Origin of the sequence: Apibacter muscae (assembly GCF_007845595.1) — a bacterium.
In the GTDB taxonomy this organism is placed as follows: domain Bacteria; phylum Bacteroidota; class Bacteroidia; order Flavobacteriales; family Weeksellaceae; genus Apibacter; species Apibacter muscae.
Window position 1 is genome coordinate 226,977 of the sequence record NZ_SELI01000018.1, and the last position, 26,963, is coordinate 253,939.

Here is a 26,963-nt window from a genome sequence, read left to right on the forward strand (position 1 = left end):
AAAATCTTATTTTTGCAAAGTTTTAATTGGGGCTGACTGGTTTCGACAGCAAGATCAATGGGTAGGTAAGCATGCCGAGCCACGTAACAATATCTCGTAAAAATAGTGTTACAAACCTTTAACTGGCAACGAAGAATACGCTTTAGCTGCTTAATCCGACTGAATTACAGTAAGTCCAAGCATTTTTCTCTGCTAGGCAGGGAAGCTAAATGTCTCTCAAAAGCCTTTCTCTACGGCGTTTGATTTAGAGGCACAGGAAGGTAGAGATAGAATGAGGTAGGTATCGGATCTCATTTAAAAATTAAGATACTAAGTTGTAATTGGGGTGTGAATTCTCAGCTTACAAACGAAAATCAATAATTCACTAAGCATGTAGAAAGCTTATGTATTGCTTGTTTGGACGAGGGTTCGAATCCCTCCAGCTCCACTCTATCGAATATTAAGTAGTTGATAGTCTGCATGTTGATATGCGGACTATTATTTTTTAGACAATATTTAGATAACGATTTTTATTTTTATTAAAAAAAATTATAACTATTTCTAAGATATTTTTGATTTTATCCTTCAAATGCGGTCTAAATATAACTTATTATTAATCTAATATATATATAAGACTTCCTCTCCAAGATTTTGGAGAAAAACCTTTGCCACGAGATATCTCTATGGGTTGGAGAAATAAAGAAGGACAACTTTACGGTGCGAAGATAGTGATGAATGAAGAATCAATTTTCCAAGCTTTTAAAGAAATATACGAAAAAAATCCCCAAGCCCATACTCAATTAAAAATACGGGTCAATATCCCCAATACCTATATAACTTTTGTGCTGACGGATGGGGAGAAAGAAATCCCTATAAAAACAGATAAACTACAAGTATTTTAAATCATGGGAAAGACTTTGGTATACAATCAAGCGGTATCATAAAAACACCAAAAAATAGCAAAAGAAATAAAAAACAATTCTTACCTTGCTAAGATTAGAAAAACAATGAACTATAAAATAAATTTACTGTTTTGGCTCTTAAGTATTCTTACTCTGTCTTGCCAAAACCCCCAAAAACCTATGGAACCAAGATTTGATTGGCAGGAAACCCTATCCTGCCCCCCGGGCTATCCCATTGAAGTGTACAAAGGAGGACTTTACAATAAAAACGAAGGCTATACCAGCCTATACTTAGGACCCCATACAGGAAAAAGAGGCTGGGGAGCTACCGGGCGAAGTATGAGTAGCGGGGTCAAAGCCCTGCCGGACAGCCTGGCAGTAACCTGGGTTTCTTACGCCGAAGACTGCTTTTACAAAGTAAACGCCAAGCTAGACAAAGAAAAAATGACCCAACTCTTTAGAACCTCTTACCAGCTTAAAAATATAGATGATACTTTTAGTGATGAATATTATAACACCATAGTGGTAGGCATGGCACCCGGAGGAGTGGTGGTAGTTTGGCTCGCAGGTATAGGGAGACAAACCGAAGTTGGCAGGTACCAAGGAGAAAAAACGGTAATTCCCCAGGCAGAGATAGATCACCTGGACGAACACGACCAGCTAATTTTTGATCCTAAATTCCGCAAGGAAACCATGGAGAGTGAACCCATTGTACCCAAAGAAGTCCAAGAAGCCCATAAGGGTAAACCCATTCCTTACGGACTCTGGGATACTTACCGCATACGATACAACTGGGTGCCGGTTTTTGAAATCCCAAATGAAGGAAAGATGGGAGATATTATAATTAATTACTTTAATGGAGAAATAGAAGATATAAAGAGAGAGGAAATACCTTTAATGAATTTTGAAAAAAAAACTATTCCTAGAAGAATTTCTATGGAATGGAAAAGTAAAGAAGGAAAACTTTATGCAGGAGAAATATTTTTTAACGAAGCATCTATTTTTCAAGCTTTTAAAGAATTTTACGAAAAAAATCTACTAACCCATGCCCAATTAAAAATACGGGTCAATATGCCCAATACCTATATTACTTTTATGCTGACGGATGGGGAGAAAGAAATTCCTGTAAAAACAGATAAACTAAAAGTATATTAACTTATGGGTAAGACATTTGTATACAATCAAACCGTGGAAGATTCCGAATCGATGGAATATTTGGACCTAAGCTTCGGAATGTTTTTTGATGGCACCCTGAACAATCGGGAAAATTCCAAATTGCGCGCCAAGGTTCTGGATGGAACAGCTACCCCGGAGGAACAAGCCTTGTACAAAGAAAATTCCGTAGATATTTCAGATAAAATTTTTGGGAATTCGCCCAACAACAGTTATGTCAATGATTTTTCCAATATCGCCCGCCAATCCATGTGTTGTTTGCAAAAATATGCCATATATATAGAGGGCATCGGTACCGAGGATAGAGAGCATGACAGTACTTCCGGCTTTATGCTGGGTTCCGGAAAAACCGGCATCCGTGACAAAGTACGCAAAGGCTGCGAGGAGTTAGTAAATAGAATAAAAGAAATTAAAAAAAATAATAGAAAGCAAGATATAAGAAACCTAACCTTAGATGTGTTAGGCTTTAGTCGGGGAGCAGCGGCGGCCCGTAATTTTTTATATGAGGTAAACGTAAAACCGGCTTACCCCGCCCAAAAACAACAACAAGTAATAGAACAAAGCAATAACTATGCCCGTGTTATCACCGACTTTAAAGATTCCGACGGGGAGCTGATCGATGAAAGTTTATTGGAAAATAACCTCCTGCCTGCCCGCGGTCATTTCGGTTATAAGCTCTTAGAAAGTGGTGCATTTAGTAAAGAAGAGTTGGAGAATTTAACCCTTACCATTCGTTTTCTAGGCGTATACGATACCGTTTCTTCCTACGAAGAAGCGGGAGATGGGGATGCACCAGTCATGTATACCGGCATGAAGCGGTTGGCTGTAAATATTTTTAATGATGTAGAAGAATTGCAACTCAACAACCTGGGGCCTATAAAAAAAGCGGTGCACTTTACAGCCATGGATGAACACAGAGAAAATTTTTCTCTTACCCGGCTATCCATCCATGGAGCCATAGAAAAAGCCTTTCCCGGAGTGCATAGCGATATTGGTGGAAGCTACGACAGCGGGGTAGAGATTATTAATGAGGTAGAAACTTCCAACAATATCTCCGAGGAAGAGTTAATAACGTTTAGATAAAAATTAATAGATCATTATTGGTGGAATGACAAAGAACTACTTTTGCAAAGAGAACATAAATTGTTGGGGGAAATTTTAAAATATTCTAAGCATTTAATTCCTGGTGGAGCGACCACGCATAATTATATTAATTACTATAAACTCATCGGTACCCGTACTTTAAAGAAGGAGTACAGTTATATTCCTCTGCATTTTATGAATCAGTATTACGGGAATATTCTAGCTAAAGACAAGCAAAAAGAAAAAATTTTTATAAGAGACATTACTCAAGTTTATTCCATAGCGAATCATTCCCATTTGGTAAGGGCAAAACAAATCTTGCGTAACTATGTAGTATCCCATACCAACACGAAAAAATGGGAATTTATAACCGATGAAGAACTCAAAGCCGAGCACGAGAAACTAATAAAGAAAAAACTAGAAGAAGCCAATAAAAAATATCTGGATGATTTATTGAAAAAAAGAATAGAGCAACAAGCAAAGCAACCCCAGAAAACATTAGAACAAAAAATGAGAGAAATGGAGCTGGAAAGTACAAGACAAAGGTCTGACAATACCAGAATAGACGGATACAACGAAAGAGCCGGTTTGGAACATAAGAAAAAGAAAATTGATGATGTTTTAAATGGAAAACCTACCGAAGGAGCTATAAGAAAAGCCAATCCTTGGGTATTAAGTAATGAACAAAAAACCCTTCGCATCTTAAGGCACCAATATTTACATTGGTCAGCTACCCGAGATTGGATTGGGATGGACCCGGTAACCAGTAGAGAAAGAACGATTTATTAAAGCGAAGATGGGCATAAATACTTCCAATATTTACCGGTTTTAAACCATAGTTGAAGACATGGAATATGGTACGGCAGAAAAAAAATGGATCCGAGAGGTAGAAATTTTTTTAACGGGGGAAGAAGAAACCGATCGTTACCAGGTTTTGTCCTATTCTATAGATTTTCAATCCCACGCAAGCACTCCTAGTTTTAACCTGGTTGAACAGATAGGGTATGTTTTTGATGATATAAGACTAAGCATAGATAAAAAAACAGGGAAGATGGTAAAAGTTAATAATTTACCGGAGATTTTTAAAAGATGGAAAGAAACCGAGAAAGAATTATTGGTATTAAACCGAGGAGCGGTGGTGGTAAATTATTGTAAACAATTGGAAAGTCTTCTAAACCGAGAAGATGCTTTTATCCAATTTCTAACGGAATATAAAATGTTTGGCTTATACTTTAATGAAATGTTGCAAAAAGATTACTTAAAGACTCCTAGTCATTCAAGAATCCAAAACCATCATGATTTCATTGAAGAAGTAGCCATGGTAGAAAATTGGGAAAAACCCTACCGGAAGGCCAATGAAAAAGATTCATTTATTTTTAAGGGGGAAATACATTCGGAGCCTCCTTTAGACCTAAAACTTGGAAATTTTAAATACGAAGGAATTTTTATAAAAGATAAAAATAGATTAACCGAAGGTTGGGTAAGCCTTAAGAATGAAAATAAACAAATTCAATACTCTGTGCTATGGGTTGGCTAAATAAATTTGGGAACAATAAGTATAGTTTTTCTAAAAACTTAAAGAAAATAGAGAAACGAGAACAGGAAGAAAGAGAATGGGCAACCACTCCTGAAATAGGGAAGATAGCGACTCCGTTTCAAAGAAACAGAAGTAAGATAGATCAGTTAGAAAATGCAAACGCAAAAAAGCTGGAACCGATAAGAGAAGAAAGAAAGGAACAAGTAAAAGGGCAGGAGAGGTTAAAATTGGTGATTGACGGGGCTACCCTAGAATGCCGTTTATGCACCCAACCGAAAGGGATCCTAAAAGTAAATTTCGATACGCCTAGCACCCAAGAAAAAAGAACGGCTACGGAGGTGGAAACAACAGCAACCAGCCTTATTTTTAATGGAAATTGCACAAAAAGCCCCAACAGCGCTTCTCCCTGTGCTTCGGTAATGCAAAACGGAAGCTGGAAAAATACCGGTCTTTTAAAGGTGCAGGAAAAAGCCCCCCTATTGCAACAAAGTACGATTCCCTGCTTGTATGGAGGAACAGATATAAAAATAACGGATAGCGGACAAATAAGCGAACCGGAAGTAATAAAGACTGAAAATGCTCCGGTTCCTAACTTGGAATATGATTTAAAGATAAAAATTTTAAGTAAAGATTTTGTTCCCTTAGGAATTCCTAATTTTAAAGGAAAGACAGAAAATGGCACCATTATCTTTGAAATAGAAAATAAAAAGGCAGAAGTGAATGACTTGGTTTTTTATATAAAAAAAGGAGAAGAAATTCTATTCACTAAGAAAATAGAAGAGGTTTTGCCTAAAAATGGAAAAATACAAATGGAGTGGAATGGTTTTTCTAAAGATAAAATATATGATAGTACTTGGTTTGTTAATGAAGAATTATCTATAGAAATATCTAATAAACAAGTAATCGTTCAAAAGAAAATAGAGGCTAAATACAAACAAGTAAAATGGGTAGATGTAAAGATTAATAATCAAACCAAAAAAATTGAGGCTACTTTACGTATAAACCTAAAGGATGGAGGAGAAATTGGTAAGGGAAATCGAAAATATAGTTTTGCTGATTTAGAATCTTTTGTTTTGGAAGGGATGAATAGGTATTGGAGTAGAAAAAAAGATAGAAAAAAAATAGTACCATCTACAGATTTTGTAACTATAAATAATTTAGAATATTTGATAGAAATAAAATCTGTGAATACAGAAAAAAATTCAATGGATGATGTTAATCTTATCTACAACCATACCTCTGACTGGAAACGCTCAAGCAACCCAGGAAGTGTTACAGGGGTTATTTCATTTTTTGGACAATTGGCTTCTGAAAGAGTTGTCTATAACTCTCAAAGTTATAATGAAGAAGCAGATTTTAAACTTACTTCTGCCCATGAGATAGGCCATGAAATAATTAAATCCTTTGGAGGAGCTAATTATTCTTATACCCATAGAGGCTCATCAACATTATTAACACAAAGAGTAAAAGAAAATCTATTACCAAGAACTGGTGAAGTTAATTTAATGGAATATTATAGTGATGTATATTATGATTTGGATAGGACTATTGCATGTGAAAAAGATGTGTTAGGAATATTATGGAATTCTAAATTAAAAATGAATCAATAATTATGAAAAAAATTATCCCTTTATTATACGTTATTTTACTTTGTTCTTGTGTCACTAGAACAAGTGTACCCCAGATAGAAGGATATGTATATGATGTAAAGAATACACCTATTAAAGATGTAAAAGTTTGTATAGATGAATCATCTTGTATTCATACAGACAGTTTAGGGTATTTTTTAATTAAAAGAAAGACCTACAAAGAAATGATTAGACTAGGTGGAGAAGCACCTCCTGTATTTTATACCCTTTTATTAACTAAAAGTAAGTTTTCAGATACAATTATCCATTATAAAAATATTTATGGAGGAGCTAGTTCTAACTTAAAAGTAAGGTATGATACCATTACTCTTAGGAAAAAATAATTAAACGTATTATAATCTTAAAATTTTTTGTAATCTTTCCGGTGTAAGCATCCCTATTTGTGATGATCTAATTGATACAATTGCGGACCTAGAACCATTGGTTTTAATAAATGGTTTTTGTAATGCAAATACTGAAGTTAAATTAAAATCATGGTTAACCAAACTACAATTTTAATTTTATAAAAATGAAAAAAATATTTGTATTATTTAACATTTTATTTTTATTCAGTTGTTATTCTAATAAAGAAATTTTACAACCTAGAATTATATTTAATGTATACGATTCTACTACTAAGTTACCGTTAGAGAATGTAGCCTTATATACCACCACCCAAAAAGATTCTATTCTAGCTTATTTGAAAGAATACCCTATAAAATCTAATAAAAAAGGGAATATTATACTAAAAGAAGAATCCAGAATTTTGAAGGGGAATATAAGAGCAACTATTCCTCCCATAAATTTTGTTTTTCTTTTTAAAAAAAAATGGATATATAGAAACAAAACTTTAGATGTTCAAATCTTTTCAATTATCAGAATATCCAAATTATAATACAACATACCACTCTGATTCTATTTTTCTAAACAAATTAACCCCCTAAGTATAAATATTACATAATAAAATGTAAGTATCTCTCAATATAAGTTTTTCAATAATAACATATCTGTCTGCAAAATTTCTAATAAAGAAGCAGATTTTAAACTTATTGTTGCCCATGAGATAGGCCATGAAATAATTAAATCCTTTGGAGGAGCTAATTATTCTTATACCCATAGAGGCTCATCAACACTATTAACACAAAGAGGAAGAAAATCTATTACCAAGAACTGGAGAGGTAAATTTAATGGAATATTATAGTGATGTATATTATGATTTGGATAGGACTATTGCATGTAAAGCATAAATAATCCTTGGAGGATATTTCCATAACTGAATAGGTGAATTTGATATAATTACTTTTGCAATAAAAACATATTTCCAATTTAGGAAATATGTTTAAAAAGTAGGAGTTTGGTTTACTTTATATAATTCCCTCTTTATTTATACCTGCTATAAAAGTGAATTATCCCTTACTAACCTTTACATCCTCCAGCCCTTTGACAATAGCCAAAGTAGCCGCGGACAACTTTAGCTCCCCGTTCAAAGTCTGAACCTCTAAACTTCCAGAAGACTGATAAAACACCTTTCCCACAGAGCCCCTATAATTCTCCGACACCGTAGCAGTAACATTCTGAGCAGAGTAAACCGAATCACCAATGACCGATTCCGATTTATTCCCATCTATCCGAGAAACCATATCCTTACCCACCGAAACCGATAAATTCTCACCGACCCTAATATTCAGATTCTTCACCACATGAAGAGTAACATTACCATCCCCCTCAAGCTTCAAAAAGCTACCAGCAGAATCTTCCTCTAAAATGCTACCCTCCGCATCATTAGCCACTCTTTTGGTACCACTACGAGTTTGGAAAGATTTTAAATCATTATTAGGCGTATGAAAGCCACTCTTTTGGTTCCCATTAAACACCGTACCTACCACCACAGGCGCCTCCGCATTACCACTTAAAAAATCCACCAACACCGAATGCCCCACCTCAGGAAGAACATGAGCCCCTTGGCCATCCCCCGAATGCGCTTGAAGCATAGAAATCCAAGGAGTAGTTTCCTGCGAATCCCGCTGCCACACCAAACGCACCTTCACCCGATTTAAAGCCCAAGGATCATTATTGTCCACAACCACCCCATACTGACTATCCGCCCTAGGAAAAGCCTTTTCATCAAAATACGGAGCAATCGGATGCTCCCTCGGCATCCCTATAGGAAGATTGTAGTAACACTCCGCACTATAAACATGAACAATTTCCAGAATCCGATAACTCTCAATCGGCAAAGCCTTCTGCTTTTCCTGATCCCAAGCCTGCATAGACATAATATCCCCCAATCTAAGAAAAGGACTATCCGTCTGAGTTTCAATCGAAGCCAAATTTTCCTTACTCAGCTTTTTTCTCTCCACCACCTTCTCCATAGAAAATTTACCATTCACCAATAAATCCGAAGTAAAAAACTCTGTATGCTTATGAGTAAAAATACTTTCAGAACTATCAATAGAACGAAATTGAAACAAATTAACAATATTACGAGAAGAAAATCTCTGCGAATCAAACTCATGAACCAGATCCTGATTTAAATCGTACCCACGACAAGAAAAATGCTGGTAAGAACTATTCATCCTTAAATTGTATTTATAGAAATCCTTCCCCTCCAACAAAACCGATTTACGCTGGCCCTGAATACCAAAAATAAGAGATTGCCCATTGTGATAGAAAAACTCCCCGAAACGGACAGCTAAACGCTTTAAAAAATCAAAATCGCTCTCATTGATTTGGCAAGTATAAGGAAGCACCTCCTCAGAAAAAGGAGCAATTAAAAAATTTAAACGCTGATCATTATACCCCGACGCAACCCTCTCAACAATTTGTTTTAAAGAAAGATTAGTAAAACTTCTGCTTCTAGCCCCCTGATCCAACAAAATACTAGGAGCAGAACAAATCAAGCGAATAAAAGGATATTGATTTTCATTAACATATTCAACCCCCGTCACCATAGCTTCAAAACTAGAAGCCGCCTTACCAAATTGAATCAATTCAATCAAAACCCTAGCCCCCAATAAATATTTAGAATTTTGCAAAGGATAAACATTTTTATCAGCAAAAACCTCCGAAGGACACAACAAATCATACCGATTGTAAGTAAGCATTTTTTGCGTAATTTTTACCTTGATATGGTCCTTTTTGGAAATATCTTTCCCTTGAACAGACACACGAGCATAAGGAATAAAAGATTGCCCCAGACCACTACTTTGGTAAATAATCTCAGAAGAATCAGAAGAGTTTAACGGAGAATAAGAAGAATTAGGAAAAGATTCATCAGGCATAAAAAATAGTTTTAAGAAAGTTTAAGATAAAGATTATATTATATATTATTCCAACGACCAGTTGTTAACAAAAGAAAGATTGCTGAATTTTAACTTTCTCGCAACCAAAGTTAAAGTAGTAACCATAGGTTCCCCACCATTAGAAGTAAACTTTTCCTTGAAATGAATGCAATAAGCCCTTTCAAACTTTAGAGTAAGCAAACGGCTCATAGCGTCCCGCCTGTAAAAAATAATTTCACCACTTTTCTCTTTGTTAGGAGCAATAGCCCACTCAATAAAATTAGTTTTCCCAGTGCTTTCCAAGATTATCAGAATTTTACCACCTTCGGTCTCCCCGGTAGGTTTTAAATGAGCATCGGTGCGTTTTTCAAATTCATATTCGCATTCTAAAATATGGTAGATGCCGCCGTCTAGTTATAACTTGGCTAAAAATGAAGACATAAGTTTTATTATATTTTATAATTATAATTGAGCTGATTTACACTTATTTATTGTAAACAATGATTTTAAAATTAAATTTTTAAAAATTACTCAATATTAAACAAAATTTTTATTAGCTTACGCTTGGTTGTTTTAATTTTATATGACTGGAAAATAAGAAGATATCGTATAGTATTTAGTGATTTAAAATTTTTCAAGAGAAGATTCGGAACATCTCATTTTTCATAATTAAATCTTATAATAGAAAACTTTTAATTTTTATTAGTTTATCAATTATTAAGAATTTATACAAAGCAAAATTAGTAATTCATATATATGTCAAATATTGTTTGATATGGAATAATTTTAATAATGGCATGAAAATTAAGAGGTTGTTATGTTTCTTAGATTCAATTTCACATATAAAAAATTATAGTATACATGAAAATAAAAAACATATCGACAGATAATTTCGTTTTTTTTACCAGTACAGGAGCTATTACTATTATAAGTTTTTTATTTTTAGGGCTCTCTAGTATAGCATTAGGAATTATATCTGTAATGTTTACTTATATTATATATTCAGCCAAGCCTAAGTCAGGGAAATATATCTATACTTTTTTTTGGTTGTCAATGATATTATTCGGTTGTTACTTAGGTATCCTTTTTAAACTATCCATAGAATTCTATATTTTTTTATTTTTACTATCCAATTACTATTATATAGCCTATAATCATGATCCAATTTCGGATCGAGCCATTCCATACTTTATAATATATTCTTCTTTAGGGACTACCTTAAAAGATTTAAGCTACCATGCAGCAATTGCTTATCTATTAGGATCCATCATTACTTTAACAATGATTGCTATTGTTAATAGACGAAAATTGGAATTTATAAATTTTCAATCAAGCGAGTTTACTCAAACATTATTTACCCATCCATTTCAAAATTTTGTGAATTCTTTGATCTTTAGTAGTTTTTTATTTTTAACTCTTTATTTGCCGGAACAATTAAAATTGGAACGTTCTTATTGGGCAGTAATGACTTTTGTGGTACTATTAAAACCCAAAGATCAAGGGATACTTACGAACACCATTAAAAGGTTTCTAGGGAATTTGGCGGGTTCTATCGTCGTATTAATAATTATGAATATCGATAGTAAATATAGAATCTTTCATTTTTTAGTAATTTTATTATGTGTATTTTTTTTACCCACCTTTCTAAATTTTAAATATTTTTTAAAAACCTTCGGATTAACAGTATTTATACTTATTTTATTGGAATCTTCGGAATTTTGGAAAGATCCGAACTATTCCCTTCCCTTTGCTCGTATTTACGAAACTTTTTTAGGAGGACTCTTGGCTTTATTGGGAAGTTTTATTATGAAGAGAATACACCAAACAATTTTGAAAGAAACATAATTTTAAATATCATAGAATGATTAATGAAATCGATGATAGCAAGGAGAATTAGACAAATTTGAAAAGTAACCCTTAAAAAGGTTAGTATTTTTCGTATCGGAAATTTTCACCTAAATATACTTGTCTAACCATAGGATCACTTGCTAAATCTTCTGGGTAACCTTCTTTCAATATATTTCCTTCGAACATTATGTAAGTACGATTCGTGATTGCTAAGGTTTGTTGAACGTTGTGATCTGTTATTAAAATACCAATATTTTTATTTACCAATGATCGAACAATTTTTTGTATATCTTCAACCGCTATAGGATCAACACCAGCAAAAGGTTCATCAAGCAAAATAAATTTAGGATCAGTAGCTAAACATCGGGCAATTTCACAACGGCGTCTTTCTCCACCGGAAAGTAAATCCCCACGATTTTTTCTTACATGTTCTAAACTAAATTCTTCAATTAAAGAATCAGTTTTAATTTTTTGTTCTTTTTTAGAGAGTTTAGTCATTTGTAGAACCCCTAAAATATTATCTTCAACCGTTAATTTACGAAAGATTGAAGCTTCTTGAGCTAAGTATCCAATCCCTTTTTGAGCTCGTTTATACATGGCATCATGAGTAATATCTAAGGAATCAATTAGAATATTGCCCTGGGTTGGTTTAATTAAACCAACAATCATGTAAAAGGTAGTGGTTTTACCAGCTCCGTTAGGTCCCAGTAATCCAACGATCTCTCCTCTTTTTACATTCAAGGAAACGTCTTTAACTACTCTTTTGTTACCATAGCTCTTAACTAAATGTTCACCTTTTAAAATCATAATTTTCAAAAATACATAAAATAGAGAATTAGTATGGACAAATTTACTTAAACTTTTAAAGTTCCTTTTTAAGTATAATTCTAAAAGTAGTACCCTTATTAATTTCAGAATTCAAGACAAAGATCCTCCCAAAATGATAGTCTTCAATGATTCTTCGCACCAAGGAAAGTCCTAAGCCCCAACCTCTTTTTTTCGTACTAAACCCCGGCTTAAATATTTTTGGGATATTATTTTTAGTAATTCCTGATCCTTCATCGGATATATCTATATAAATATTTTTTTTATGATCAATAATCTTTAATTGTATCGTTCCTTCACCCTTCATAGCATCAACAGCATTTTTGATAATATTTTCTATAACCCAGTTAAATAAATGTTTGTTTAATTTTATAAATATAGGATACTCAGGAGCAGAAAACTCAAAGATTATTTTTTTAGAAACTCTATTTTTAAGATAATAGAAGGCATGTTTAGAAATTTCCACCACATTTTCATTTTCTAAAGAAGGAATTGAACCTATTTTAGAAAACCTTTCAGTTATATCCTGCAAACGATTTACATCTCTTTCAATATTCTGAATAGGCTTTTTATCAATATTTTCTAATTTTAAAATTTCCAGCCATCCAATTATGGAGGATAGTGGGGTTCCGATTTGATGTGCTGTTTCTTTAGCCATACCAGCCCATAAAAGGCTTTGCTCTGTTTTTTTTAAAGTTGAAAAATACCAATAAGAGAACCAAATAAACAGTCCAATCACTAGGAATATAACAATTGGAAAATACTCTAATTGGTTTAAAAAAATTGAATTTTTATAATAAACGTATTGTTTTCCAAAAGGAAGTATAATAGAGATAGGAGGATATTGCTTTCTCATATTATTTAATTCCTTTTCAAGAGTTTGAGGGTTATTGACAATATGAGTGTCAATATTTTTTGAGTCTATATAAACTCCTTTGCTATCAACAAGAATAACCGGAATAGAGGTATTTTGCTCAATGGTTCCTACTAAATATGTTTGTGTATGTGGGGGAATATTAATTTCTGTATTTAGTAGCTCAATGGTTTTTGCATAATTAGATATTCGTATGGATTCATCTTTTTTTAGCTGATTTACTTTTTTATTCATAAAAACAATAAAGAAAATAGCAACTAAGAGAGCCGATATATATCCAATCCAGTTGCTAAGCCTTATGTTCCCATATAAGTTCATTCTAATATTAATTATAGGAATTACTCATTGAATTAAAAAGGATAGCCAATAGCAAAATTAAATTGTGGCTGTAGAATGTTTATATGTTTAAAATACCAACGATCTCCTAAATCTCTTTGTGGATTATAAAACTTGTAAGCAAAGTCAAAACGAATGATAAAATTACTAATATCCCATCGTATTCCCCATCCACCTCCAATTCCTAATTCTTTATAAAAAGAATCGAATTTGAATTTATACGGAGAATCATTATTAATCCCCCATATGTTACCTGCATCTACAAACAAAGCCCCAAAGAATCCATTGCTAGGAAGTGGGAAACGATATTCTACAGAGGTTAGTAGCTTAAAGTTATCTATCGCAATTAACTCATAGCCGTTTTTTCCACTCAATTTAGAGGCTCCAGGCCCAAATCCAAAAGCTCTCCAAGCTCTTATGTCATTAGGACCACCGACAGAATAACTTCGGTCAAAAGGCATACTGAAAGAATTACCATAAGGTAAACCGATACCCATAAAAAAGTGAGCATCAATTGATTTTTTTGAAGATAAATTCCAATATTTACGTAAGTCAAAATCAAATTTCACAAATTGAGAATAGGGTACACCAAAAATTTCTTTGACAACCTTATTGTTTGAAGTTTCAAAATCTTTAAAAGATTTGTTGAAAATTGATAGCATATTACCAGCGAGTTCCATTTGTGCTCTAAGATAAAAAGGATGTTTAGGAGGGAAATATTTTAATCTCTGGTCATAAGTAAAGCTATATTGGAAAGAAGATATTAAAATATTTTGTGTAAAGCGGTATCTTCTTGATTCTAATAAATTGTATTGATCCCAGTATTGGGGTGCTTTTTGTTCAACTTCTGTTCTAAAATTAGGATCATTAGCAATGATATGTTGAAGTTGTTCATTGGTAATTTTACCACTTTCATATTCCTCTCTCATGGATGGATTTACGGTAAAGTAAATTTCTCTCATACCATTAACACCAGCCCAGTCTGTAGTATAAATATTATAGTAATTATCAGGATTTAAGAATTGAGTGTATTGTAAATTCCATAAGGATATTTGATGGTTGGTGGAACGTGTAGGACTGAAATTATATAAAAATCCAGCATTATAACTTCTTTTGTCTAAACCTATATTAAATTGAGCATTGTATCCAACAGAAATAGCCGAGGAGGGGCCCCAAGATTTAGGCATTTTATCTCGCAATCCAAAAGGAGCTAGAAATCTTGGAAATGATAAACTGACTTGAGTATTAAACTCAGAAGCATTAAAAAGACGATTGTTATTCTTCTTAGATTCTATATTTCCTAAAGATCCACCGAAGGTTACATTTAGATTTTCTGCACCTCTAAACAAGTTTTTAGCAGTAAAGGTCAGGTTTGGGGTAATTCCAAAATTTGCAACGCTTGAGGTAAAAGCTTCTAAACCTATTTCGTAGGAATATTTATTCATAGGCATTAAAATAATGTTAGAAATAAGCGTAGAATCAGAACCTTTTTCTGGAGAAGTATTAAATCCTAATAAATTAAAATTGTTTACTTTATAAATATTTCTTCGAGTTTCGGTTTCTGCATTTAAACGGTAAGTTTTCCCCATACCAATGGCAAGCATATCAGCTAAAACCCTGTCTCTATATCTACCATCTGATTTATTAATAATAAAAGCAACAGTATCTTCAATGTAGCTTTTTACCTTTTTACCATTTTCAAAACGAATAAATTTCTTTTTATTAATAAAATAACTTGAATCAACAATACTTTCTTTATTATCATCCGTTTGATTATTCAATAGGGTTACATTAATCTTTTCATACTTAAATTTTTTAAAAACAGCTTTAGCTCTGTCTTTGGAAATTGAGTCATTAGATCCTTGTAAAGAATCCCCGGATGCACTGGTTGGAGAAGGAAGTGTATAAGGGCTTTTTTTTATGGATAGTGTTACAGGGACATGGTTTATGCTATTGGCTGTGTCTACATAAAATATTACCTCATCCTTTAAGTCATTAAAGCCAAAATATCCCATGTTTTTAAATTGGTTATCCAATTGAGTGATTTCATCTCCCATAAGGTAGGCATCTAAACGATCCCCTTTCTTTAGTAAAGATAATTTTTGATAGAAATTTTGTAAAATTTCCTCTTTAGTATAATTTTTCTTTAATTTTTTAGGATTTACCCGATTTTTAAATCTTAAATAACCATTGTAAATATTAGCATTTATTTCTTCACTTACATCGTAAATAATGGTATCAATAATCATGGGTTCACCCAATTTAATATTGTATTGTACCGTAGCTTTCTTACCACTTGTAAGGATAGTATCAATGACTTGAGATTTTCTCCAGCCTCTATTTATAAAATACTGGTTCAAATTTTTTGCAGACGAATTAGCCATGGCAGAATCTACCAGTACAGGAGGTTCGCCTTTGCTATAAATAAAACGATCAAGCCATCTAGATTTACCAACATAGCTGTCTAAATTGTATTTTAAATATAAGGAATCTAATAATTTTAGACTTCTTTGTTCTTTATCAACAAGGTAATAATCTTTGTAAACAGAATCAAATTTAGCGTTAGACAAATCATAAAGCCATAATTTTAAGGGTACATAAAAAAAGATTTTTTTATTCGGTTTTTGTTTCACATAATTATCCAATTCATCGGCATAAGGCTTTCCTTTTGCATCTAAGTATTTATATGTATTACCTGTAAACAGATGAGAATTTTCTGGAACTTTATTGGTTCTACAGGAAAAAATAAGAAACAATAGAGAGAAAATTAATATCTTTAATGTAATATTGTATTGCATTTTCATATTTAAGTTATGCTGTCTGCCAATAGAATTAAATTGATTCAATCCCTTGCAAATAAAAAATATAGACAAAAATATAATTTATTTATTGTAGAAGGTATAAAAAACATTAAAGAATTTATTTATTCAGATTTTACTTTATCAAAGATTTACACGATTGAACCCATAGAAATTCTTTCAGAAGATAAGTATGTAATTATATCAAAGAAGGAATTAAATAAAATAAGCTTTCTTAAAAATCCTAGCAACGCCCTAGCAATAGTAGAAATCCCTAAACCAGAGTTGAAAAAGATAGAGGGAAAACAATTAGTTTTGGAAAGCATCCAAGATCCCGGAAACATGGGAACCTTAATTCGTTTGGCTGATTGGTTCGGGATAGAACAAATAATATGTAGCGAAGATACTGTAGATATTTTTAATCCAAAAGTTGTGCAAGCGTCCATGGGTTCATTAGCAAGAGTAAATGTAGTGTACACAAATCTTGAAATATTTTTTAGAGATAATCAACATCTGCCCATATATGCAACCGATATGGATGGAGAAAGCATTTACCAAGTAGAATTAGAGCAAGAAGCATTTCTAATTATGGGAAATGAAGGCAATGGAATATCAGATTCTATAAAGAATATTTGTTCTAAAACTTTATCCATTCCAAGGTTTGGAGAAAAGAAGAAAACCGAAAGTTTAAATGTAGCAATGTCCGCTGGAATAATATTAGGAGAATTCTTTTCGCAAAAAGAAAAAAATGAAAGAAAAAATTAATATATTTTGGTTTAGAAGAGACTTAAGACTACATGATAATCCAGGTCTGTACAAAGCCCTAGGGACTAATAATGTATATTTAATTTTTATTTTTGATACCCATATACTGAATCAATTATCTGAAGTAGATGATGCTAGAGTATCCTTAATTTATGATCAATTACAAGATATTAATAACCAACTAAAACCCTACCATACACAAATACATTTTTTTAAAGGAAAGCCTGTACAAGTTTTTAAAGAAATAATTAAAAGTTACGAAGTAGAATCTGTATTCTGTAATGAAGATTATGAACCTTACGGACAAGAAAGAGATAAGAAAATCAAGGATCTATTAGCAACAAAGCAAATAACTTTCTACCAAGAACAAGATCATGTAATCTGCCATCCTTCAGAAGTATTTAAAGCGGATCATTCTCCCTATACTGTTTATACTCCATATTCGAACAAGTGGAAAGAAGTAGTTTCTAAAAAGACTCTCCCATATTATCCAAGTGAAAAATTTTTGAATAATACTAAGCAGGTGATTAGTGAACCATTATCATTGAAAGAGATAGGTTTTACAAAATCCACAATAGTTCCTCCTAGTTATAATATTTCTCAAATTCAGATCAATAATTATGAAGAAACCAGAGATTATCCTTCTATAGAAGGTACTTCGCATATAAGCACATATTTACGATTTGGAATCTTATCTATAAGAGAAGTTTATAAAAATACAGAGGCAAACTCATCCATATTTATAAACGAACTAATTTGGAGGGAATTTTTTATATCTATACTTTATCATTTCCCCCCAGTGGTTAACCATAGCTTTAAAAAAAAATATGATAATATTGATTGGCGAAACAATGAAGAAGAATTCCAGCTTTGGAAAGTAGGAAAAACAGGCTACCCGATCGTTGATGCAGGAATGAGAGAATTAAACTCCACAGGATTAATACACAACCGAGTGAGAATGATTGTAGCCAGCTTTCTTTGTAAACACTTATTGATTGATTGGAGGTGGGGAGAGGCTTATTTTGCCACTAAGTTGTTGGATTTTGAACTAGCTAGTAATAATGGAAATTGGCAGTGGGCAAGTGGCTCTGGCTGTGATTCAGTGCCTTATTTTAGAATATTTAATCCTACATTACAAATGAAAAGGTTTGATCCTCAAAATAAATATACAAAACAATGGGTTCCAGAATTTGATACTAAAAACTATATGCATCCTATGGTTGAACACACGTTTGCAAGAAAAAGAGCCTTGGAAGTATATAGCAAAGCCCTAAAAATATGAGTTGGAATATACACATTAACGATAAATGGAAAGATAAACAGGAAGATTTATTATCCGTAATTAATGATTTTGAATCTTTAGGGGAAGTTATTTTTAAAGAAAGAAATACCCTAAAAAAAATACAGATAGAAAATTTAGTAATATTAGCAGTAAAATCTTTTAAAATTCCACATCTACTTAATCAGTATGTTTATAGTGGAATTAGAAAATCTAAAGCCTACCGATCTTATCATCATGCAGAAATTCTTTTGAATAAGCGAATTAAAACCCCCAATCCCATCGCTTTTTTCGAAGAAAGAATAGGGGGGAAAATACAGCATTCTTATTATATGTCAGAATTTTGTTCTTACGACTTTACTTTTAGGGAACTCATCGAAAGAAAAGAAAATTTTAAAGATTGGAACAATATTCTAGAATCTTTTACGGAATTTATATATACCATTCATCAACAAGACATACTATTTAAAGATTTATCACCAGGGAATGTTTTGGTTGAAAAAATTAATGAGTCATATGTTTTTTCTTTAATTGATTTAAACCGAATGCAATTTAAAAAGCTTACACTAGAGCAAAGAATTCAAAATTTCATTAAACTTTCATTAACCCATGAAATGATCTCCATAATCGGAGAAAAATATGCTAAATTAGTAAATGAATCACCTTTAAAAATTATAAAGATTTTAGAACTTAAAAATCAAGATTATATAAACAAGAAGACAAGGAAGCAAAAGCTTAAAAAATTATTGGGAAAAATATAACGCCCATAGTACAGGAATATGAATTATATAAAAAAATCTACTTATAACCCTACAGAAAATCTTATATATACAAATGCTCATCTATCAACCATTGTAGCAGGTGCCATAAAAAAATATCCGATACCTCCTTACAACCGAGAAAGATTAGAGTTGGAAGACGGAGATTTTTTATTATTAGATTGGTGGAGAAATGAAAATACGAATAAATTGATAATTCTCTCCCATGGGCTTGAAGGACATTCACGAAGAACGTATATCAATAGTTGTGCAGATTATTTTCATCAAGCAGGTTATTCCATATTAGCATGGAATCAAAGAAGTTGTGGAGGAGAAATGAATCGTTTGCCCTCACTCTATCACGTAGGAATGATTCATGATTTAGAAAAGGTAGTAACATATTCAATAACACAAGGGTATTCAGAAGTATATCTAATCGGGTATTCAATGGGAGGGGCGGTATCTCTAAATTACACGGGGAGAATGAAAATTCCAAAGGAATTAAAAGCATGTATAGCATTCTCCTCACCATTAGATTTTGTTTCCAATGCAGAAACATTTAGAAAACCAGCAAATTATATATATTTAAAGAACTTTATCAATGATTTTAAAAAGAAATTAAAATACAAGAGCAAACAGTATCCAGACATTTTTGATATAAACTTAATTCGCTCGATTAATTCCTTTGACGAATTTGATGAATACGTAACCGTACCCTTATTTGGCTTTAAAAATAAAGAAGATTACTATAAAAAAGTTTCTCCCATACATATTTTAGATAATATTAATATACCAACTTTAATCGTCAATGCTAAAAATGATCCTTTTCTTTCTCCAGAAAGTTTTTTAAAAGAAAATCAAATGAGCAATGCAAATATTTATTTTGAAATGCCTAAATACGGAGGGCATATTGGTTTCATGTTACCCAAATCAAAATTTTCTTGGGTAGAAATAAGAGCCAAAGAGTTTATTGAAGACATCAAAGTAAAATAATTTAATTACATTTATAAAAGACAATTTTCGATTGAATGAAAATATACACTAAATCAGGCGATGATGGTACCACCTCTTTATATGGAGGGAAAAGAGTTTCTAAGAACATAACAAGGATTAAAGCTTATGGAGATGTAGATGAATTGAATTCTTATATAGGATTAATAAGAAGCTATAACAAGGATCTAAACATCGATAAACAACTTCACATCATTCAAAATTCTTTATTTGATTTAGGAGCAGAACTGGCAACACCTCCCGAAAAAATGATTTTAGCCAACGGGAAACCAAGATTGACATGTATGATTAAAGTACAGCAAATTGAACAAATAGAAAGTTGGATAGATGTTATGCAAGAAGTTCTTCCTAAACTAAAAGAATTTATACTTCCTACCGGGAGTATACTAACATCTACGACGCATATTGCAAGGACTGTTTGTCGAAGAGCTGAAAGGGAAGTGGTTACCTTAAATGAAATAGAAAAAGTTAGAAATATCTGTTTAAATTATTTAAATAGACTATCTGATTACTTATTTGTCTTAGCACGTTATTTTGGATATTTAGATAAAAAAAATATAGAAACCCCTTGGACTCCCAATGAATAAAGCGCTACTTTTTATAAATGGAGAAGAACCATCAAAAATTCCTCAGAATTTGAATGAATATTCTATAATTGCTTGTACCGATGGTGCTTATTCAAGGTATGTATATAAATTTCAATTAAAAATAGAATTTATATCTGGAGATTTTGATAGCTTAATACAAGAACAAATACCTAAGGAAATCAAACTAATTTCAACCCCCGATCAAAACAAAACAGACTTTCACAAAGCCTTAGAACTGTTGATTGAAAGAGGAATTACCCAAGTTGATGTTTATGGAGCTAGTGGGCGTGAGAGTGATCATTTTATGGGAAACCTTTCAACGGCATTGTATTTTAAAAATAAATTAAAAATTACCTTTTATGATGACTATTCCAAATTCTTCTTTTCTAATCATAAAACCCATTTAACCAATGTAAAAGGTAAAATTATATCATTAATACCTTTTTTTAAAGCAGAAAACATTCAAACCCAAGGATTGCAATATCCCCTAAATAATGAACCACTTTGTTTACCAGAAAGAATAGGAACAAGAAATAAAGCAATTGACGAGTGTGTTACGATTGAATATTCCAATGGTGAATTATTGATTTACATATCCAATTCGTGAAATTATTCAGCATTAAATAATTTTTCAGCATCCTCCAACTGCAAATACCAATCTTTACCAAATTTTCTGATTAGAGGTTCCTTTAAGAACTGAAAAACCTTTACCTTCAATTCTTTACCAAAAGTACAAGCATCAGAACAAATATACCACTGATCATAATTGACAGCAAGGTAAGATTTTAATTTCTGCAATCGAACTGGATATAAATGGCAAGAAATAGGCTTTTTGTAGTTTATTTTACCATCTTCATAGGCTTTTTCAATTGCGCATTTTGCTATCCCTTTATCATCATAAATCACATAAGCACATTCATTATCATCAATTAAAGGGGTAACATAGTCACCGTCTAAATCAACTACATATTTGCCTTGCTTTTCAATCGAAGCCCTGCCTTCTTCACGTAAGTATGGTTTTACATCATCATAAACATCATCTAAAATAGACAACTCATCCTCGTCTAAAGGAGCTCCGGAATCACCCTCTACACAGCAAATTCCTTTGCATTTATTTAAGTTACATACAAATTCTTTCTGAATAAGATCTAGAGATATAAGCGTATCGTCAATTTGAATCATGTTGAATATAGATTATTTAAGCCTGCAAATGTACACATATAATTATTTTTAATACCAAAAATAGAAATAATGAAATAAGAATTTGGCGAAATATTTGTTAATAAATAGATAGTTAAAGTTTATAGAAAAGTTATTTTAAAATGAAAAAAATAGTCTTAGTTGGAGGAGGTTTTGCAGGGATTAATTTTCTTAAGAAGTTAAAAAACAATAAAAATTTTCATATAACCTTAGTGGACAAAAATAATTATAATTTTTTTCCCCCCTTAATATATCAAGTTGGTTCAAGTGTTTTAGAACCTGCGGCTATAAGTTATCCATTTCGGAGATTCATAAGATATAAAAGCAACGTTAGTTTTAGACAAGGAGAGTTACTGGAAGTAAAACCGAATGAGAATAAAATAATATTGTCTAATGGAGAATTAGATTTTGATATACTAATTTTTGCAACAGGAACACAAAGTAATTATTTTGGAATGCAAAATTTAGAAAAGTATTCAGTTCCTATGAAAACCTTAAACGATGCGCTATTGCTTAGAAATACTTTATTACTAAGAATGGAAGAGGCTTCTCAAGAAGTAAATCTTGAAAAACAAAAAGAACTGCTCTCCATTGTTATCGTAGGGGGAGGCCCTGCAGGGGTTGAAATAGCAGGGGTGACAAGAGAGATATTTAATACCTTGCAACCTTTAGATTATAAAGAATTAAAGAGTAAAGTGCAAATTCATTTGGTGGAAGGATCACCTAATCTATTAGGTTCAATGAGTGAAAAATCGCATAAAGAAGCTTATAAGGCATTAAATAAATTGGGGGTGAATATTATACTAAATCAACATGTGAAAGATTGTGATGAAAATTTTATTTACCTTGGCAGTGGAGATAAGATAGCAACTAAGACAATTATTTGGACGGCAGGGGTTACCTCACGAGTTTTTGTAGGTATATCTAAAGATGTCTATTCAAGAGGAAGAAGAATGCAAGTGGATGAATTTAATAAGGTGATTAGCTATGAAAATATTTATGCACTAGGGGATACATCATTAATGATATCAGATCCTAATTTCCCCGATGGTCATCCGCAATTGGCACAAGTAGCCATACAACAAGGAATCAATTTAGCAAGGAATCTTAAAAGAGAGCTTAGAGGACAAAATAAAAGAAAATTTAGTTATGTAGATAAAGGCTCAATGGCTGTAATAGGTAAAAATAAAGCGGTAGCAGATCTTATGAATAATAAAGTTTTCTTTAAAGGCTTTTTTGCATGGCTAATATGGTCTTGTATACATATTATATCCTTAGTTTCAATCGGTAATCGCTTAAATACATTTTATAGATGGCTAACTATTTATTTTTCTAAAGGCTCGTCTTTAGGTATAGCCTATGAAATAGGTGATAAAAAGGACAAGTAAAAATTATAATGAATTAAAAAAGCATATATATTATATATGCTTTTTTATTTTTGTTATTTGAAAATCCTTACTTTTTACCTTTAAGGTCGCTGTTAATATTATCTGTAACTGATGTTTCTTTCATGTTAATATTTCCATTATAAATACCACCTTTTTCTAACTCGATACTTTTGGCATGAATATTACCCGTAAGTTTACCAGTACTTTTAATAATTAATTCATCGGTAAAAACATCACCCTCAATAGAACCATAAACGGTTAGAAGCTTAGTTTTAATATCTCCATTAATAAAACCCTTTTGTCCAAGAATAACTCCGCCAGCACTATCAATATTCCCTGTAACCTTACCATCCAATTTAATAAATGCTTTACTAGTAATAGAGCCTTCAATTATACAATCTTCTGCAAGTACAGTAGTAATATTTTGTGAGTCAAAACCATTGGAAGAATTATTTTTTTTGTTAAACATAAAACAGACTTTTATAGAAATTAATTATTTGATTTGTAGAAAATTTTTAGGATTAACTTTTATATTGTTATGAATGATTTCATAATGAACGTGTGGACCTGTTGAACGACCGGTATTACCAAGTTTGCCAATAATATCCCCGGATTTAACCTTCTGTCCAACTTTAACATTTATTTCTGATAAATGCCCATATAAAGTTTCATACCCATGACTATGTTTAACTATAATACAGTTTCCATAGCCACCTCTAACGCTTGCATAAGTAATAATACCATTAGCCGTAACTTTTATAGGATCACCAATTTTACCCGCTAAGTCAAGACCGGGATGAAATTCAGAACCCCTCCCTGACATAGGATTTCCTCTAACCCCAAAATCTGAAGATAAACGTCCTATATGTGGAAGCCCCATAGGTATGGATTGAATATTTTTTAATAAATTTTCAATACGTTCTTTTTCACTGTTAACAACATCAACGTTCATATCATTCACCGCATAGTATTCGCCACCAACATCATTATTACTATCCAAGTCTTTAGAAGATGACAGTGTTTTAACCTCACGTTCTTTTAAATACTTTTCAATTAATTCTAAAGTTTCTCCAGCTTCAGATAAATTATTAATTAAATAATCCAGTTGCTTATCATCCAATTTACTCTGTAAATTTAAAATTTTATTACGTAGATCTCTTTTTTGGTAATATACATAACCAATATAAGAACTAAGACCTGCCAATAAAATAACCACGCATATAGTAGAAAATAATAAAATACGCTTGTAAAGAATAATATTTTCTATATGCTTTTGCTTAATTGAATATACTTTTGTTTCGTGAGAATTTTTATCTGTAATAATAACAGTAGAATAATTAGAATTGCTCATTAGTAAATATAGTTTTTACAAAACAAGCAAATATACACATCTTTAATTTTTAATTTTTAAAGATAAAAAAATATTAACATTAATTTAGTAAATTATAAAATAACATATTTATTTGTAAATATATGCTTATAAGTAATTTTTTTTCTAAAATAACATCTTATAAACATCATCAACCTTACCCACCAATTCAATTTTTATATTAAATTTATCAATATCTATTTTATTATATTTAGAAATAAAAATCACATCATATCCTAGTTTTTCGGCTTCTAGTATACGTTGTTCAATACGATTGATAGCCCTAATTTCTCCACTTAATCCAACCTCTCCTGCAAATAAACAATTGTCTGGCAAACTAACATTTTCATTGGATGAAAGAATGGCACATATTACCCCCAGGTCGACTGCAGGATCGTCAATCTTTATACCACCGGTAATATTAAGAAACACATCTTTACTACCCAAATGAAAACCAGCCCTTTTTTCCAAAACAGCTAATAGTATATTCAATCGCTTTATATCAAATCCAGTAGTAGCCCTTTGCGGAGTACCATATACAGCTGTAGAAACCAATGCTTGAATTTCAACCAGCATGGGGCGGAGTCCTTCTAAAGTAACAGCTATGGCGTTACCAGATAAATTCTCATCCTTTTTAGAAATAAGAATTTCAGAGGGATTCTTTACTTGTCGTAAACCATCTTGAAACATTTCATAAATACCTAATTCAGAAGTAGAACCATATCTATTTTTATGAGAACGTAAAAGTCTAAACATATAGTTTCTATCACCTTCAAACTGAAGAACTACATCTACCATATGTTCAAGTATTTTAGGACCAGCAATCGTACCATCTTTAGTAATATGCCCGACAAGAAAAATAGGAGTAGATGAACTTTTCGCATATTTAATCAATTCAGAAGCACATTCTCTAATTTGAGAAATACTGCCTGGGGAAGAATCTATATATGAAGATGACAAAGTTTGTATAGAATCAATAATTAATAATTCAGGCCTTAATTCCATTGATTTTTTAATTATTTTTTCAATTGAAGTTTCGGTAAGTACATAGCAATCTGAATTGGAATATTTAATCCTATCACCCCTCATTTTAATTTGAATTGCACTTTCTTCGCCAGAAACATAAAGTACTTTTTTATTAATTTGAAGTGATAGTTGCAATAGTAAGGTAGACTTTCCTATACCAGGTTCTCCTCCAATTAATATAACGCTGCCCGGTACAATTCCTCCACCTAACAGAAAATCCAGTTCAGAATCACCCGAAATTATACGATCTTCATGTACAGTTTCAATGTCATGAATTTTAATGATATTCGAGGATATGGATTTATTTGATGGAAAATTGCTTTTAGTTTTTTTTTCAATAATTTCTTCTACAATGGTATTCCATTCCCCACAAGCCTTGCATTGTCCCATCCATTGAGAATACTGTGCCCCACAATTCTGACAGAAAAAGGAAGTTTTAGTATTTTTTGACATGTAGCTAATTTAAAAAAATAAATGAAATCAAATTTCATTTATTATTAATTCATTTAAAGCTAAAAATGTTATGTTTGCTAAAAATAAATTAATTGAAATGAAAAAAAAAATATTAACATTGTCAATAATTGCTTTAACATTATCCTTCCAATCATGTAACAATAATTCCAAAGAAGCTAAAATAACTAACCAAGCAAAACAAGAAGCAGTATCAAGTAAAGAAGCTAATACTTATAAAGTAGATACATTAGCTAGTAAAATAACTTGGGAAGGAGGTACCTTGACAAGTAAACATTTAGGTACAATTATTCTTCAATCAGGAGAATTGAAACTCAAGGATTCAAAAATTGAATCAGGAAGCTTCACAGCTAATATGAATACAATATCTACCACAGACATTTCAGATCCAGAAAAAGCAAAATCACTAAACAATCATCTAAAAAATGAGGACTTCTTTGATGTTTCAAAGTTCCCTTCATCAAAATTTGTAATAACATCAGTGAAGCCAATTGAATCAGGAGAATATAATGTAGAATTAGAAGGAAATCTTGAAGTTAAAGGTATAACTAAAAATTTATCCGTAAAAGCCAATGTAAAAGCTGAAGGAGATAAAGTAACTTTAAAAACAGAGAAATTTACAATCAATAGACAAGAATTTAATATAACATATTCAAACGGAGAACCTCAGGATAAACTTATTAAAGATTTGTTAGATATAAGTGTAGACATTGTAGCAAATAAAGAAGCTAATTAAAGCTAGTATCTTCATACAATTTACTTTCCTCTAAAAAAAGCAGGCTGTCTTATCAGCCTGTTTTTTTTGGGGAGGGATTAGCAATTAAAAAGCGCATATAAAATATATA

Annotated in this window: 26 protein-coding genes and 1 other RNA gene; 18 read left to right on the forward strand and 9 right to left on the reverse strand. The window is 31.8% G+C overall.

The window, feature by feature from the left end:
- The first annotated feature begins 28 nt into the window (after positions 1-28).
- From ssrA to ETU10_RS06465, 9 genes are all read left to right on the forward strand, one after another.
- Positions 29-430: a transfer-messenger RNA gene (gene ssrA / locus ETU10_RS06425) on the forward strand.
- Between the two features lie 214 nt (positions 431-644).
- Positions 645-881, forward strand: coding sequence for a hypothetical protein (locus ETU10_RS06430; RefSeq protein ID WP_146310784.1), 237 nt, complete (start codon positions 645-647; stop codon positions 879-881).
- A gap of 105 nt (positions 882-986) precedes the next feature.
- Positions 987-2,036 carry a DUF2931 family protein gene (locus ETU10_RS06435; protein WP_146310786.1) on the forward strand — a complete coding sequence of 350 codons (1,050 nt, stop codon included), beginning with the start codon at positions 987-989 and terminating at the stop codon, positions 2,034-2,036.
- A gap of 120 nt (positions 2,037-2,156) precedes the next feature.
- Positions 2,157-3,137: a phospholipase effector Tle1 domain-containing protein gene (locus ETU10_RS06440; protein ID WP_185145068.1), complete on the forward strand. Its 981-nt coding sequence runs from the start codon at positions 2,157-2,159 to the stop codon at positions 3,135-3,137.
- Positions 3,138-3,179: 42 nt separating this feature from the next.
- Positions 3,180-3,926: a hypothetical protein gene (locus ETU10_RS06445; protein ID WP_146310790.1), complete on the forward strand. Its 747-nt coding sequence runs from the start codon at positions 3,180-3,182 to the stop codon at positions 3,924-3,926.
- Between the two features lie 58 nt (positions 3,927-3,984).
- Positions 3,985-4,674, forward strand: coding sequence for a hypothetical protein (locus ETU10_RS06450; protein WP_146310792.1), 690 nt, complete (start codon positions 3,985-3,987; stop codon positions 4,672-4,674).
- A complete protein-coding gene (locus ETU10_RS06455) occupies positions 4,662-6,284 on the forward strand; it encodes a PAAR-like protein (protein WP_146310794.1) in 1,623 nt (540 codons plus the stop codon). Before ETU10_RS06450 ends, ETU10_RS06455 begins: the two co-directional genes overlap by 13 nt.
- Before the next feature lie 2 nt (positions 6,285-6,286).
- Positions 6,287-6,646: a hypothetical protein gene (locus ETU10_RS06460; protein ID WP_146310796.1), complete on the forward strand. Its 360-nt coding sequence runs from the start codon at positions 6,287-6,289 to the stop codon at positions 6,644-6,646.
- A gap of 185 nt (positions 6,647-6,831) precedes the next feature.
- Positions 6,832-7,197: a hypothetical protein gene (locus tag ETU10_RS06465; protein WP_146310798.1), complete on the forward strand. Its 366-nt coding sequence runs from the start codon at positions 6,832-6,834 to the stop codon at positions 7,195-7,197.
- Positions 7,198-7,708: 511 nt separating this feature from the next.
- Here ETU10_RS06465 and ETU10_RS06470 read toward each other — a convergent pair.
- Positions 7,709-9,583 carry a phage baseplate assembly protein V gene (locus ETU10_RS06470; RefSeq protein WP_146310800.1) on the reverse strand — a complete coding sequence of 625 codons (1,875 nt, stop codon included), beginning with the start codon at positions 9,581-9,583 and terminating at the stop codon, positions 7,709-7,711.
- A gap of 45 nt (positions 9,584-9,628) precedes the next feature.
- Entirely contained in the window at positions 9,629-9,985 is a 357-nt protein-coding gene (gene tssD / locus ETU10_RS06475; RefSeq protein WP_317129707.1) for a type VI secretion system tube protein TssD, read from the reverse strand.
- Between the two features lie 459 nt (positions 9,986-10,444).
- On the opposite strand from tssD, the gene ETU10_RS06480 reads away from it, so the two are divergent.
- On the forward strand, positions 10,445-11,428 hold the full coding sequence (locus tag ETU10_RS06480; protein WP_146310802.1) for an FUSC family protein: 984 nt from the start codon (positions 10,445-10,447) through the stop codon (positions 11,426-11,428).
- Between the two features lie 81 nt (positions 11,429-11,509).
- On the opposite strand, the gene lptB is transcribed toward ETU10_RS06480, so the two are convergent.
- Genes lptB through tamL form a run of 3 tightly spaced genes read right to left on the reverse strand, consistent with a single transcriptional unit; the run spans position 11,510 to position 16,264 of the window.
- Complete coding sequence (gene lptB, locus ETU10_RS06485; protein ID WP_146292599.1) at positions 11,510-12,238, reverse strand: LPS export ABC transporter ATP-binding protein; 729 nt, start codon at positions 12,236-12,238, stop codon at positions 11,510-11,512.
- Between the two features lie 55 nt (positions 12,239-12,293).
- Complete coding sequence (locus ETU10_RS06490) at positions 12,294-13,448, reverse strand: sensor histidine kinase (RefSeq protein ID WP_146310804.1); 1,155 nt, start codon at positions 13,446-13,448, stop codon at positions 12,294-12,296.
- Between the two features lie 32 nt (positions 13,449-13,480).
- Positions 13,481-16,264: a translocation and assembly module lipoprotein TamL gene (gene tamL, locus ETU10_RS06495; RefSeq protein ID WP_185145069.1), complete on the reverse strand. Its 2,784-nt coding sequence runs from the start codon at positions 16,262-16,264 to the stop codon at positions 13,481-13,483.
- A 15-nt stretch (positions 16,265-16,279) separates the two neighbouring features.
- Between tamL and ETU10_RS06500 the strand changes: the two genes are divergently transcribed.
- The 6 genes from ETU10_RS06500 to ETU10_RS06525 are packed head-to-tail and all read left to right on the forward strand — an operon-like array spanning position 16,280 to position 21,271.
- Positions 16,280-17,029 (forward strand): TrmH family RNA methyltransferase, encoded by a 750-nt coding sequence (locus ETU10_RS06500; RefSeq protein WP_146310808.1) that lies wholly within the window; start codon positions 16,280-16,282, stop codon positions 17,027-17,029.
- Positions 17,013-18,311, forward strand: a complete 1,299-nt coding sequence (locus tag ETU10_RS06505) for a cryptochrome/photolyase family protein (RefSeq protein ID WP_146310810.1) — start codon at positions 17,013-17,015, stop codon at positions 18,309-18,311. Before ETU10_RS06500 ends, ETU10_RS06505 begins: the two co-directional genes overlap by 17 nt.
- Positions 18,308-19,069 (forward strand): lipopolysaccharide kinase InaA family protein, encoded by a 762-nt coding sequence (locus ETU10_RS06510; protein ID WP_146310812.1) that lies wholly within the window; start codon positions 18,308-18,310, stop codon positions 19,067-19,069. The genes ETU10_RS06505 and ETU10_RS06510 overlap by 4 nt, the downstream gene beginning before the upstream one ends.
- A gap of 18 nt (positions 19,070-19,087) precedes the next feature.
- Positions 19,088-20,059: a YheT family hydrolase gene (locus tag ETU10_RS06515; protein WP_146292587.1), complete on the forward strand. Its 972-nt coding sequence runs from the start codon at positions 19,088-19,090 to the stop codon at positions 20,057-20,059.
- 35 nt (positions 20,060-20,094) lie between these two features.
- Entirely contained in the window at positions 20,095-20,664 is a 570-nt protein-coding gene (locus ETU10_RS06520; protein ID WP_146310814.1) for a cob(I)yrinic acid a,c-diamide adenosyltransferase, read from the forward strand.
- A complete protein-coding gene (locus ETU10_RS06525) occupies positions 20,657-21,271 on the forward strand; it encodes a thiamine diphosphokinase (RefSeq protein WP_146310816.1) in 615 nt (204 codons plus the stop codon). The genes ETU10_RS06520 and ETU10_RS06525 overlap by 8 nt, the downstream gene beginning before the upstream one ends.
- A gap of 2 nt (positions 21,272-21,273) precedes the next feature.
- Here ETU10_RS06525 and ETU10_RS06530 read toward each other — a convergent pair whose 3' ends face one another.
- Positions 21,274-21,846, reverse strand: a complete 573-nt coding sequence (locus ETU10_RS06530) for a DUF3109 family protein (protein ID WP_146261706.1) — start codon at positions 21,844-21,846, stop codon at positions 21,274-21,276.
- A gap of 140 nt (positions 21,847-21,986) precedes the next feature.
- Between ETU10_RS06530 and ETU10_RS06535 the strand changes: the two genes are divergently transcribed.
- Positions 21,987-23,252 carry an NAD(P)/FAD-dependent oxidoreductase gene (locus ETU10_RS06535; RefSeq protein ID WP_146310818.1) on the forward strand — a complete coding sequence of 422 codons (1,266 nt, stop codon included), beginning with the start codon at positions 21,987-21,989 and terminating at the stop codon, positions 23,250-23,252.
- A 67-nt stretch (positions 23,253-23,319) separates the two neighbouring features.
- Here the strand turns inward: ETU10_RS06535 and ETU10_RS06540 are convergent, their stop codons facing one another.
- The 3 genes from ETU10_RS06540 to radA all read right to left on the reverse strand — a co-directional run bounded on the left by ETU10_RS06540 (position 23,320) and on the right by radA (position 26,100).
- Positions 23,320-23,721: a bactofilin family protein gene (locus tag ETU10_RS06540; protein ID WP_146261704.1), complete on the reverse strand. Its 402-nt coding sequence runs from the start codon at positions 23,719-23,721 to the stop codon at positions 23,320-23,322.
- A 24-nt stretch (positions 23,722-23,745) separates the two neighbouring features.
- Complete coding sequence (locus ETU10_RS06545; protein WP_146310820.1) at positions 23,746-24,603, reverse strand: M23 family metallopeptidase; 858 nt, start codon at positions 24,601-24,603, stop codon at positions 23,746-23,748.
- Positions 24,604-24,747: 144 nt separating this feature from the next.
- Positions 24,748-26,100 (reverse strand): DNA repair protein RadA, encoded by a 1,353-nt coding sequence (gene radA / locus ETU10_RS06550; RefSeq protein WP_146310822.1) that lies wholly within the window; start codon positions 26,098-26,100, stop codon positions 24,748-24,750.
- A gap of 97 nt (positions 26,101-26,197) precedes the next feature.
- Between radA and ETU10_RS06555 the strand changes: the two genes are divergently transcribed.
- Positions 26,198-26,854, forward strand: a complete 657-nt coding sequence (locus tag ETU10_RS06555; protein WP_185145070.1) for a YceI family protein — start codon at positions 26,198-26,200, stop codon at positions 26,852-26,854.
- The last annotated feature ends 109 nt before the right edge of the window (positions 26,855-26,963 follow it).